The following is a 12,003-nucleotide window of genomic DNA, read 5'->3' on the forward strand; positions in this document are numbered from 1 at the left end:
TCTCCAAAAGATAACGGATTATCCGGATCAATCTACTGCCAAAGGGTTCAATTGATCAACTCAGAAGGGCTATCGAAAATGATCCATGTTAGTTTGCACCAACCACTAACTCTCTGAAATGGAAGTCATTTTTTCATTCTTCATCAACGTTTAACATCATATTAAATATATCTAATTGTTTGATAATTTAACATATTAAATTCTTTCTGTCAAATGTCGAATCACATTCTAGTGAGCTTTACTTCTGAACAAGAATGAATTGACATAATGTATTAAAAAGGGGGTTGATCAAAATGGATTACGTCGTTCAACATGGCGATACGATTGCTAAAGTCGCAAAAAAACATGGGGTACGTCCATTTGATTTGCTTTTATTTAACCAAAACATTCAAAGTGAAATTGATTATCTCATCCCTGAACAGTTGTTACATATCCCTTCTCTAAACAACATAAAAGATAACAGGGAGAATTCATGGACGGAATATGGTCCGGTTGATCTGGAAGAAGATATTTCGATTCTAAAATCTATGGGGGCGAGAGTAGAGATTATTGGTTATTCGGTTATGAAAAAGCCCATTTATGCTTTTTCAATAGGCACTGGAAAAACATCTATTTTTTATTCAGGTGGTTGGCATGCAAATGAATGGCATACAACTAAATTTCTCGTTCAATTCATGAAAGAATGTTTGGTAGCAAATAAAGAAGAGAGCTTGCTTTATCAATATAATATAGTGAAATTATTAAGTGAAGTGAAGTTATATATCGTCCCGCTTGTCAATCCAGATGGGGTAGAGCTCGTCTTACAAGGGATTTATGAAGAACATCCCCACTATAAAGAAGTATTAGAAATCAATAAGGGAATGAAGCGTTTTGATCATTGGTCAAGTAACATCCGAGGAGTTGACCTCAATCACCAATGGCCAGCAGGCTGGGAACTAGAAGCGAGTGAGAGTCCGCAAAAACCATGGCCAAGGCACTTTAGTGGCAAGGCGCCGTTAACTGAACCAGAAGTAAAAGCGATTCATCGGCTCACACTACGAACTGACTTTAGATATGTACTCACTTTTCATTCACAGGGACAAGTGATTTATTGGGGATATAGAGGGTTAGAGCCTAGAGAAAGTGAAGAAATGGTTAACCGTTTATCACTAGCAAGTTCCTATACACCAGTCCATACAGCTGATAGTGACGGGGGATATAAAGATTGGTTTATACAAGAAACAAGAAGACCTGGGTTCACAATCGAGGTTGGAGTAGGAGTCAATCCACTAGCCAAACATGCTTATGCAGAAATTTGGTCAAATGCAAGTATGTTAGCACTAGAAGGATTAACACTTCATATAAAATAGCAAAAATAAAACAGGCTGCCTATTCGGTAGCCTGTTTGTGATGAACTCTATTCGTATTTTAACGCATCACCATCAAAGGATTCATCGGCCACTTTGATCGAATCAGTTGGACATCCTTCTTGTGCGTCAATCATGTCCTCTTCAAGCTCTTCTGGTATTGCTGCTGTTCCTTGGTTATCATCAAGAATAACAAATGCAATCCCCTCATCATCATAATCATAAATATCTGGAGCAGCGGCGCCACAAGCTCCGCATGCGATACAAGTATCTTTGTCGACAATCGTATATTTAGCCATGATATTCCCTCCATTTAGTTTCTATTAAATAAAATCCAACACTAGAGAAATCTATGCAGTAGTGTATTCGCATTTATTCACTAGGGTGATTTGATTTTGTACTTACTTATTGTAAAGCCGATTGAAAAACTTTTCAACCAAATCATTCCTAAATTTTTTAAATAGATGAATGCTCCTTCATTATGCCCTCACAGAATCTATTTAGCCACTAAATAAGCCGATAATTTGATACAATAACAGGTAAATAAGAAGTGGCATAGGAATAAGTGTGATGTCAATGGGAGGGGGCATAAATGAATGATGTAATTATTTTAGCTGTGTGTAAAGCTTTCAAAGGAGAACGTACGATCTATGGAGCTTATCATTTACTCCAAGGTAAAAAGTCTGCACAAACCATTCAGGATGGGCATTTCTTCTCGGTTCTGTCATACTTCGGCCTTTTTCCAACGATGAAACGTAATGACATGACAAAAATTGTAAAACGCCTAACGACTGAAGGGTATCTACAGGAAATAGGCGAAGATCGTTACTTAATTACAGAAAAAGGGGAAAAGAAACGATCCCTTGCAATTGAAGAGACTCCATTGCTTTTACAATTAAATGGGTGGCTTTACGGAAAGCTTTCACTTGTATTTTGGCAAAGGTTGACACTGTGGATTCAAACTATAACGCATATTCAATCAGGCGAGAAGTCATTTATTCCGATCATTCAAGAGCGTTTTGTACAAGCCTGGGTTAGACATGTTCTGCCAAAGAACCACCAAACCAGAGATAAAGCGCTTAGCAATTTACATCAGGAATTACAAGCTCTTCTAATACGATATGAACCGCAATATGCGTTATTTTTTGTATTACAATTAACGACTGATAAAAAGATTGGATACACGGCAAGGCAAGCAGCTCATATTTGTTCGATCACTGAGAAAGATGCCGTCATCATTCATCAAGCATTGCTCCATGATCTATTAAAAGAAATTGAAGCAAGACACAGAGATTTTCCTATCCTTTTTAGGTTTATTGATCAATTAGAAAAGGGGTCAGGTTGGACAAGGTCTGCAGATCAGACATCGCAACTTTTAGAGCAAGGATTAACAATAAAAGAGATAGCAACGAAAAGAAAATTAAAAACAAGTACAATAGAGGACCACATCATTGAACTAGCCTTACAGAAACCCAACTTTCCTGTCCATGACTACATTTCTATAGAGCTTCAAGAAAAAATTGAAGCGCTCATACAGTCAAAAGGTGAATTAGTGAAATTGCGGGAACTAAAAGAGGCTTTAGGTGATGAAGTGAGTTATTTTATGATTCGATTGGCACTAACTAGAAGGAAGGGATAACAGTGAAACTAGAAAGAGAATTAGAAAAATGGTTTGGCTACCCTTCATTTCGCCCGGGGCAAGAAGAGATTATTCAAGCTGTCATGGAGGGGAAAGATGTGCTTGCAGTGCTTCCGACAGGCATGGGGAAGTCAATTTGTTACCAATTGCCAGCCCTTTTAAAAAAAGGAACCACGATTATTGTATCTCCTCTTTTATCGTTAATGGAAGATCAAGTTCAACAATTACGTTCAGAAGGGATCAAGAACGTGGTTGCGATTAATAGCTTTATGAGTTTAGGTGAACGAGAAGAAGTTCTACGTTCGCTCTTTGACTATAAATTAATTTACATTTCTCCTGAGATGTTGCAATCAGAGTATATACAAAGGAAATTAAAGGACCTTTATATTTCGTTGTTAGTTGTAGATGAAGCACATTGTATTTCGCAATGGGGACATGAATTTAGAAGCGATTACTTGCGTTTAGAAGCAGCTAGAAAACAAGTAGGTAATCCACCTTGTTTGGCGATTACGGCTACCGCTACGCCTCATGTGCGAAAAGATATATGTACATATTTAGGGATGACGGAGTACGCGTCCTTTATCCATTCAGTAAACAGGCCTAATATTGCGATTGCAGTGGAATCCTTTTTAGGTATAGATGATAAACTGCAAAGATTATTTGAACTTGTTGAATCGCTAGAGGGACCTGGAATGGTTTATTTTTCTAGTCGTGCATGGACTGAGGCAACAGCAAGAAAACTCCAAGAAAGAGGGATGAAAGGTGTCAACTTCTATCATGGTGGGATGACAAATGAAGATCGCCTATTGATTCAACAGCAGTTTATGCATGGAGAACTAAACGTGATCTGTTGTACAAGTGCTTTTGGAATGGGGATTAATAAAAATAACATTCGTTTTGTCATTCACTTCCACTACCCCACTCAAATGGAGTCCTATGTGCAAGAGGTTGGTCGAGCAGGACGTGATGGAGAGAAAAGTATCGCAATCGTATTATTTAGTGAAGATGACCGAGGACTTGCCCGGCTATTGTCTCAAAGAGAGCAACTGAGTGAAGAGCAAATACGTGAGCTTCTAATGTTATTAACGAAAGAAACACACATAAGTACTGGATTTGAAGCAAAACTTTGTGCACATGTTGGTTGTAGTGAAGTAGCCTGGAACAATGTAAAGGTTTCTTTAGAAGAAATTGGTGTCGTAAATGAGGGAGAGATCCGGCGTTTTTCCCTAGATTCTGTAGCAGATATGTTGACCAAGAAATTCTCACGTTACCATCGAACGAAACAAAAGCAATTAACAACGTTTGAAAGTTGGCTACATAGTAGGGCATGTAGAAGAGCAGGATTAGTCCATTATTTTGAGGAGCATACTTTTCAAAAACAGCTAGATTGCTGTGATCGGTGTGGCGTAACCTTTGAACGGTATTGTACTCAAGAGAAACAAAAAGATCGCAAGCCTGACTCAAACGATTTGAAACTTAATTGGAAAAGTGAATTACAGCAGAGATTGTTTGGGGAAAGCAGGTAAACTAAATGAGTGAAAACCAAAGATCAATTAATGATTTGAGTGATAAAGAGATTCTAACTAGTTTATATCTTTCTCAACTCGGTATGTTTATGATCGCTTTGATAGGAGCTTATTTCCTGTTTGAAGATATAAATGCATTCTTTCAATTGTTTTCCTTTAATTGGTATGAGCTTACCGTCTTTGGAATAGGCTTTGCTGTTATTGTAGTTAGTATAGATCTCATCCTTCATCAATTTGTACCTGCAAGACATTTGGATGATGGGGGAATAAATGAACGTGTATTTAAAGAGCGTACAACCCCACACATGATTATTCTTTGCTTGGTGATTGCGGTCGCTGAAGAGCTATTATTTAGGGCCGTTCTACAAACAGCTTTTGGATTGGTTATCGCCAGCCTCATTTTTGCTCTCGTTCACGTTCGTTATATAGCGAAACCGATTTTGTTTTCATTCGTATTAGTAGTAAGTTTTTCATTAGGATTTCTATTCGAGTATACAAATAGCGTGACGGTAACGATCACTGCACATTTTCTGATTGATTTTATATTTGGTATGTTTTTGAGGAATAAAGCGCGTAAAATAAAAAAATGATTCATTTGATTCATTTAATCAACCGTTATTTATCCGATACTAAATAATAGAGAGGTGGGACGTCATGAGCGAACAACAACGTATACAAGATCAAGCAGAACCATTAAGAGAACATATGTCTCGAATGGAAAAAAAGCAATCGCAACAAGAGGAAGTTGTTCTTCCGTCGAGGAAAAAAGTACATCGTAATCGGAGTAAAAAGAAAAAAAAGGGTGTTACGGTGAGCTTTCCGCTTGTTCGGTTATTACTAATGGCTTTTTTGCTAATTGTTTTGTTATTGGTGTTCTCACCTTATTGGTTGAATTTTTAAATGCTTTTGTTCTAGTTTGTCCTCTCCTTCATAATGTGTAAATAAAGGAGGAAGGATGATGAATCAATTTAAAGAATGGAACATAGACCCTAATGCCTTAACAAAAGTTAGCCTGGTTATGTTAGATGAAATGGTGACACGTAAAGAAAAGTGGGATCAATACAAGAAAGCAAAAGATCATTGGAGTTTGTTTACTCTTTTGTCTCTAGGGTTATTTTTATTATTTGGTGCTCAAGTGATACGGTCAGTCGGAGGAGCCATTGGGCCAAATTTATTATCAATTCTAGTAGGAAATGTCTTTCTCCTATTATTAATTCTTTTATTTGCAGTTGGACTTGTACAAGTGAAACTGTTTACGAAGAAGGTTACAAAAGCAGAAGATGAATTTGAATCATTGCGAATCGAATGTATTGATCGATCAAGTGAATTATGGGAAGAGGATCAAGGCTGGAAATATCGTGATGATGTCTTTACTTATATGAAAAAGAACCATGATGTTAATCTATACTACAAATAAAAACCACTGCGTCATTCAGGGAGCGTGCTGAATGATGGAGTGGTTTTTTTGAGCTTATGCTGTGAGATGGGGGTGCCCAAAAAAGAGATGATTCTCCCGACAAAATGATTGGCCACCTACGAAAATAATCGTATCCGTATACATTTCTATCTTTCCGAAAGCTAATGTTGCGCACCGTCTTGAACAATATACTTCAACAGGAAGACCGATCCGTTGGTTAAAGGCAAGATCCTGGTTTGTAATAAGGGACTTATCCGTTAATTTTGTCAAAAACATATACTCTCACACCTTTCTTTATAATTGTATTTAATACCATTTATAATTGTAAGCGTTTTCTTTATCTCTGTGTCTTCAGTATATCTTAATTAAACTGAATATTCAATCATGTGGTAAAGGAATCTTACATAGGGTTTTTGACATATTTAGGTGTTTTTCGACGCTTTGTGTATCAGTTAGTTTCGCTACTTATATGTATGTAATGTTCGAGAGATTGTCACAAATGTTTTTGAAGCGAGAAGTCTAGCTGTGATAGGATTAAGTTACAAATTATTAATAAGAAACATTTGCATATGGGGAGTGTTGAATCATGACATTAGTACAATTAGTAGCGGTGTTAGGTTTCGGTATTATGGCAATGGTTCTTGCTGTTGTTATGGCAATTGGACTTTTAAAAGTATCTGAGTATTCTGAGTGAAAATGTGATCAAGCTGGTATCCAATAGGGTATCAGTTTTTTTATTTTTATTTAGTTGCATGAAAAAATAAAGTCATTCATATAAACGAATATAAAATAATAATTCTGATAATTAGGAATATAGTTTTCTTTTCGTTAATCGAAATGTACAATTGAAGAAATACATGTATAGAAAAGGAGTGCTGACATGATTGAAAAACTACATAAGTCATTAGAGTCATATTATTCTGAAATGGTTGAATTAAGAAGGACCCTCCATCAACATCCTGAACTTTCCTTTGAAGAAGTAAAGACTCCAGAATTGATTGCGGATTACCTTGAGGCATTAGGTGTTGAAGTGAAACGAAATGTTGGAGGACGTGGTGTTGTAGGTTATATTCGAGGTGGAAAACCTGGTAAAACGGTAGCTCTTCGTGCCGATTTTGATGCCCTGCCTATAGAGGAAGAAACAGGTCTTTCGTTTGCATCAAAGGTACCAGGTGTCATGCATGCTTGTGGTCATGATGGTCATACAGCTACGTTACTTGTGGTGGCAAAGGTGCTAATGAAACATCAACAAGACCTAGAAGGAACGGTTGTATTAATTCATCAATTTGCAGAAGAATTAGCTCCTGGTGGGGCGATTGCGATGATTGAAGATGGATGCTTGGAAGGCGTCGATGCGATTTTTGGCACACATTTATGGTCAACCATGCCATTAGGAGAAATTGGGTATCGTAGAGATGCTATTATGGCTGCAGCCGATCGATTTGAAATTGAATTTCACGGAAGGGGAGGCCACGGTGCCTCACCACATGAAACAATTGATGCAATAGCAGTTGGGACTTCAGTTGTTCAAAATTTGCAACACATCGTCAGCCGAAATGTAGATCCATTGAAGTCAGCCGTACTTAGCGTAGGTTCTTTCCATGCTGGTGGCGCCTTTAATGTAATTGCTGATCGGGCAAAGGTCGTTGGAACCGTACGGACATTTGAAAGTGAAGTACAAGATATGATGATTGAACGGCTGGAGCAAGTGACAAAAGGGGTTTGTGATGCGATGGGAGCAACGTATCAATTTGAATATAAAAAAGGGTACCCTGCTGTTATTAACGATCCGTTAGAAACAGATCGGTTTGTACGAGTGGCAATTGATTTACAAGGTGAAGAATTGGTTAAAGAGATGGCTCCTGTTATGGGTGGAGAAGACTTTGCATATTACTTACAACATGTCCCTGGAACTTTTTTCTTTACGGGGGCAGGGAATGTTGATCAAGGAATCATCTACCCGCATCACCATCCTAAATTTGATTTTGATGAATCAGCGATGCTTGTTGCTGGGAAGTTGCTAACAAGTGCAGCCATTGATTTTCTATTAAACAGTACAAAAGAAAATCTTCACTCTCAAGTAGATGCAAATTAAGAACGTACCTTCGCGCTTACCCTAACTAGGTAAGCGTGTTTTTTAACGTGCAATGTAACTTATTTACCAGTTCTGTCGTTATATAATTGAACTAATTAACAAACCTTTTTATAGAATGAGAAGTCTGTGAAACATGACGCCGGGGGTACTCCTAATGGAAAATCACTTAATAATGCGAGCAAAAAAAGGAGATGATGAGGCTTTTCAACAACTAATTGAATTACATGTCAAAACAGTTGAAAAGTTTGCCTTTCAACTTGGTGTACCAGAATCAAGTGTGGAAGACATCACTCAAGAAGTCTTTATCAAGGTGTATCGATTTTTAGATAAACATACAAGAGGGAAGTTTACTACTTGGCTATATTCCATCACGATTAATGTAGTACGTGATTTATACCGAAGAGAAACTAGACAAAGAAGAAAGCTTAAAGCCTTTCAACAAGCACAGGAATCATCTATATACATTGAACAATTTTACGATGAAAGTACGAAAGCTTTGCATGAACAGATTCAAACTTTAGAAGAAAAATATAAAGTACCGATCATACTTCATTATTTTCATGATCTCCCTTATCAAGAAATTGCAGACATTCTTGGAGTTTCTGAGGGTGCTATTAAAACAAGGATGATGAGGGCAAAAAAACAACTTAAAGAGAAGTTAGAAAAAGTAGGTGAAGTACTATGAACGACAACCAATTTGACCAACAAATGAAGAAATTAAAAAAACAATATGAGCAAATGCCTACTAAAAGTTCAACTGATCATATTATGTCTGCTGTCCTGAAGGAGAAAAAGCCACGTCGGACTACTTTATTTCGTAACTGGCGAGTGGCCGCGTCGTTAACTGCTGCAGTCGGAATTGGTGCTATTTTAAGTATGGGTGGCTTTTTTCAGGGAGGTACAGATCAATTTTCAACGATTGAAGAAGAAAGGGCACAAGAGCAAAATGATGAAGAAGTAGCTATCTTTCAATCTGATATAGAGGGTGAAAATGTAATAAATGAAAGTGAAGAAGAAGAGACGGACTCTAATGAACCTTCAGACGCGAGCTCAATTGAATTAGAAAACCCTGTTGAGTTAGGAGAGACGAGAGAAGAAACGTTCCTCATGGAGGGGCAAGAAGATGTAAACGAAGTGATCGAGTTTACAGATCGAGAAATAGGATTTCGTTCAGTTGTCCAAAGTGGGTTTGATATAGAAGGAGAATATAGGGAAAACGACTATAGTCTCCAACTTAGTGCTGATTATGGCGATGGAATGATTGAACCTCCCTTTTACACGATGAGGAAATATCATAATGGATCTGCAGAAGAGGTTGCAGATGGATTGTATAGTGAATTAGAAGAAGATGGATTTGTACGATATGAAGAGTCTTCTTTGACGATTACTGGTAGGCAGTCTGCTTTTGAAGTGACCGATGAGCGTTTATACATGAGAGGAGACGAGTCTGTACAGCTTGCTGTGATCTTAAACGACGATACTGTTTACTCTATTAAAATTCATACAACTACAGAATATACAGAAGGCTTGCAAATTCGGGTAGGGCAGGTGTTAGAGCATTTTCAATGGATCAATTAAATTGAACCTCTCAGTTGATGCTGAGAGGTATTTTCTTTTGGGATCTAGCATACCTTACAGAAGTAGCCAAAGTATGTGACAAAGGAAGGGTGGATGGCATGTGGATGTATATGCAGTCTATAAAAAAACCTTACTTTTAATCATCGCTTATGGTGGAACGCTTGCGTCATTTTCCCTTTTTCCGTCTCCTAGAGGCTGGGGGTTAGGAGAGTTCATTGGAGCACTTTTGTTTTCACCACTTCAAGTACTAGCTGCATCTTTTTGTTTTGTTGCTGGTTTTTTAGGTTATTCTATATTTGTGCAAGATTTGATCAGACTCGTCTATCAAACGCACATCAATCCACTGGTGCTAAAAGAAAGAGTGTTATTTTTACTTGTAGCTCTGCTTTCGATCTTACACCTTCTGTTTACCAATTGGCTTGCTACCTTCCCAATACTTATTCTTGCTAGCTTATATGGTATAATGGATGCTGACTTAAATAGTAAAAGGTAAATAAATATTAGCCTTATAAGGAAGTAGGAAGTGTGATGATTGTTTTATATTTAGTTCTCGTAGTTGGACTCATTTTACTTTCTTATATGTATGTTGAAGCGTTTCGAAATCGACTTCGGATACATAAACTCTCGTATGATACTCTTCCAAAAGCGTTTGATGCGTTTCGAGTATTCTTTATTTCTGATTTACATAGGAGAAAACTTTCTCCGAAACTGTTAGATCAAATGGATCACAAGTGTGATCTTGTCATTATTGGCGGCGATTTGGTTGAAAGAGGGGTTAGTAAAGAACGATATAATGAAAACCTTCGCTTACTTACACAATTAGGACCGACCTATTTTGTCTGGGGGAATAATGATATGGAAGTAGATCAAGCTACTTTCGAAGATAGTCTATCGAGCCATGGTGTGGTTGTGCTTAGTAATTCAAGTGATTATTTCGAAGTGAAGGATGAGCAGATTCGGATAATTGGTCTTGAAGAAAACTGGGAAGACTCTGCAATTGATGAAAAAATGAGTGGTGAAGAAAAACAAGATTTTACGATTTTGGTTAGTCATTATCCTGATGTAATAAGAGAAGCCCAGGAAATTCTCTTCCCACATTTATCGCTAAGTGGCCATACACATGGGGGCCAAATTCGATTTTTAGGAATTGGCATTGCTGAGAAGGGTGGTCTGAAAAAAGAAAAAGGATCTTGGCATTTAATAAGCAATGGGTATGGGACGACATCCTTGCCCTTGCGCTTATGTGCCCCTGCTGAAGCTCATATGATTGTGGTGAAACGAAGGTAGGAGACCGTTTATTTGACAAAGAAATGTTATCAGATACTTATACAAAGTTTACACAGGCCTATTCCTTCGCTATACTTAGCTGAAAAGAATCACTTTTAGGCAAGGTCTGAAGGCGAGGTTCTCTAAGCAAGTAGATCGAATTAAAAAGATCTCAGAATGAAGCTATTATAGCTTGTATAGGGGGAGAGAATATGGCTTCTACTGAAGGGAAGTATAACATAAAAGCAATATCAACTATGCTCGGGATCCAACCGGGAACACTTAGAGCCTGGGAGCGTCGCTATCAGATAATAGAGCCCATTCGAAACACAGCGGGGCACCGTTTATATTCAGATGAGCATGTGGCTATCTTACGATGGTTAATTGATAAGGTGAATAAAGGATTTACAATTGGACAAGCTGTAGGTTTGTTTGAAAAGGGTAATATTGCGTTGCAATCACCGGAAAGTACAAATCACAGTGATTATTCCGTTCAATTATCAGATGACATCTTACATGCTTTATTATCATTTGAAGAGATGAAGGCACATCAACTTCTTAATCAAGCATTTAGTCTTTTTAGTATAGACAAAGTGACCATTGATATATTAGGAACCTTACTTGTAAAGGTAGGGCATATGTGGGAAAGTAATGAAATCTCAACGGCACACGAACATTTTGTAACATCTTTTTTACGAACAAAAATCGGTAATATTTTTCATGGGTTGCCTGTAGATGGATTCTTACCTAAAGTAGTTGCAGTATGTGGACCAAATGAAACGCATGAGTTAGGGTTGCTGATTTTTACTCTCTTTCTACGAAGAAAAGGTTTTGAAGTGATTTATTTGGGAACAGGAATACCAAATCAGGATGTAGAACTAGTTTTACGCGAGGTTGATGCTAAGTTGTTCTTTACCTCATGTACAATAGAACAGAATACAAAAGCAACTTCTGATTTGATACATCATCTTAAGGGATGTTTTCCAGACCTTATTATTGGTACAGGTGGTTATGCCTTTGATCAAATCGAGGGTGACATGAAACAGGATTTAGAGTCGCATATAGTTGGTAAGACGAAAGCAGATTGGGAAGGTTGGCTGCGGTCAAACCTTCAGTAAATAAATAGGTTTGTTTAC

14 protein-coding genes and 1 other annotated feature (1 of these 15 only partly in view) are annotated in these 12,003 nt (G+C 37.6%); of the genes, 12 read left to right on the top strand and 2 right to left on the bottom strand.

The annotated features are described in order from the left end of the window. Nucleotides 1-156, bottom strand: a binding site (T-box leader); it reaches 76 nt to the left of the window's first position. 137 nt (nucleotides 157-293) lie between these two features. Beyond that, on the top strand, nucleotides 294-1,349 hold the full coding sequence (locus RYX56_RS03390) for a M14 family zinc carboxypeptidase (protein ID WP_317120724.1): 1,056 nt from the start codon (nucleotides 294-296) through the stop codon (nucleotides 1,347-1,349). A gap of 47 nt (nucleotides 1,350-1,396) precedes the next feature. On the opposite strand, the gene RYX56_RS03395 is transcribed toward RYX56_RS03390, so the two are convergent. Beyond that, nucleotides 1,397-1,645, bottom strand: coding sequence for a ferredoxin (locus RYX56_RS03395; protein ID WP_317120725.1), 249 nt, complete (start codon nucleotides 1,643-1,645; stop codon nucleotides 1,397-1,399). Nucleotides 1,646-1,938: 293 nt separating this feature from the next. Between RYX56_RS03395 and RYX56_RS03400 the strand changes: the two genes are divergently transcribed. The 5 genes from RYX56_RS03400 (at nucleotide 1,939) to RYX56_RS03420 (ending at nucleotide 5,928) form a co-directional block, all read left to right on the top strand. Beyond that, nucleotides 1,939-2,985, top strand: coding sequence for a YpbB family protein (locus RYX56_RS03400; protein ID WP_317120726.1), 1,047 nt, complete (start codon nucleotides 1,939-1,941; stop codon nucleotides 2,983-2,985). Nucleotides 2,986-2,987: 2 nt separating this feature from the next. Then, nucleotides 2,988-4,511, top strand: coding sequence for a RecQ family ATP-dependent DNA helicase (locus RYX56_RS03405; RefSeq protein WP_317120727.1), 1,524 nt, complete (start codon nucleotides 2,988-2,990; stop codon nucleotides 4,509-4,511). Between the two features lie 5 nt (nucleotides 4,512-4,516). After that, nucleotides 4,517-5,101 (top strand): CPBP family intramembrane glutamic endopeptidase, encoded by a 585-nt coding sequence (locus RYX56_RS03410; protein ID WP_317120728.1) that lies wholly within the window; start codon nucleotides 4,517-4,519, stop codon nucleotides 5,099-5,101. A 64-nt stretch (nucleotides 5,102-5,165) separates the two neighbouring features. Continuing rightward, nucleotides 5,166-5,411, top strand: a complete 246-nt coding sequence (locus RYX56_RS03415; protein ID WP_317120729.1) for a hypothetical protein — start codon at nucleotides 5,166-5,168, stop codon at nucleotides 5,409-5,411. A 55-nt stretch (nucleotides 5,412-5,466) separates the two neighbouring features. Then, complete coding sequence (locus tag RYX56_RS03420; RefSeq protein ID WP_317120730.1) at nucleotides 5,467-5,928, top strand: DUF2663 family protein; 462 nt, start codon at nucleotides 5,467-5,469, stop codon at nucleotides 5,926-5,928. 54 nt (nucleotides 5,929-5,982) lie between these two features. Here the strand turns inward: RYX56_RS03420 and RYX56_RS03425 are convergent, their stop codons facing one another. Then, nucleotides 5,983-6,204 (bottom strand): hypothetical protein, encoded by a 222-nt coding sequence (locus RYX56_RS03425; protein ID WP_317120731.1) that lies wholly within the window; start codon nucleotides 6,202-6,204, stop codon nucleotides 5,983-5,985. A gap of 604 nt (nucleotides 6,205-6,808) precedes the next feature. Here RYX56_RS03425 and RYX56_RS03430 point away from each other — a divergent pair. The 6 genes from RYX56_RS03430 (at nucleotide 6,809) to RYX56_RS03455 (ending at nucleotide 11,985) form a co-directional block, all read left to right on the top strand. After that, the gene (locus RYX56_RS03430) at nucleotides 6,809-8,023 is read left to right on the top strand and encodes a M20 family metallopeptidase (RefSeq protein WP_317120732.1); all 1,215 of its coding nucleotides are present in this window, start codon (nucleotides 6,809-6,811) and stop codon (nucleotides 8,021-8,023) included. 154 nt (nucleotides 8,024-8,177) lie between these two features. Further along, nucleotides 8,178-8,708, top strand: coding sequence for an RNA polymerase sigma factor (locus RYX56_RS03435; protein WP_317120733.1), 531 nt, complete (start codon nucleotides 8,178-8,180; stop codon nucleotides 8,706-8,708). Continuing rightward, nucleotides 8,705-9,601, top strand: coding sequence for a hypothetical protein (locus tag RYX56_RS03440; RefSeq protein ID WP_317120734.1), 897 nt, complete (start codon nucleotides 8,705-8,707; stop codon nucleotides 9,599-9,601). The genes RYX56_RS03435 and RYX56_RS03440 overlap by 4 nt, the downstream gene beginning before the upstream one ends. A 100-nt stretch (nucleotides 9,602-9,701) precedes the next feature. Continuing rightward, nucleotides 9,702-10,094: a hypothetical protein gene (locus RYX56_RS03445; RefSeq protein WP_317120735.1), complete on the top strand. Its 393-nt coding sequence runs from the start codon at nucleotides 9,702-9,704 to the stop codon at nucleotides 10,092-10,094. Nucleotides 10,095-10,129: 35 nt separating this feature from the next. Next, nucleotides 10,130-10,888: a metallophosphoesterase gene (locus RYX56_RS03450; RefSeq protein ID WP_317121300.1), complete on the top strand. Its 759-nt coding sequence runs from the start codon at nucleotides 10,130-10,132 to the stop codon at nucleotides 10,886-10,888. 191 nt (nucleotides 10,889-11,079) lie between these two features. Beyond that, complete coding sequence (locus RYX56_RS03455; RefSeq protein WP_317120736.1) at nucleotides 11,080-11,985, top strand: MerR family transcriptional regulator; 906 nt, start codon at nucleotides 11,080-11,082, stop codon at nucleotides 11,983-11,985. The last annotated feature ends 18 nt before the right edge of the window (nucleotides 11,986-12,003 follow it).

Origin of the sequence: Alkalihalophilus lindianensis (assembly GCF_032843265.1) — a bacterium.
Taxonomy (GTDB): domain Bacteria; phylum Bacillota; class Bacilli; order Bacillales; family Bacillaceae_D; genus Alkalihalophilus; species Alkalihalophilus lindianensis.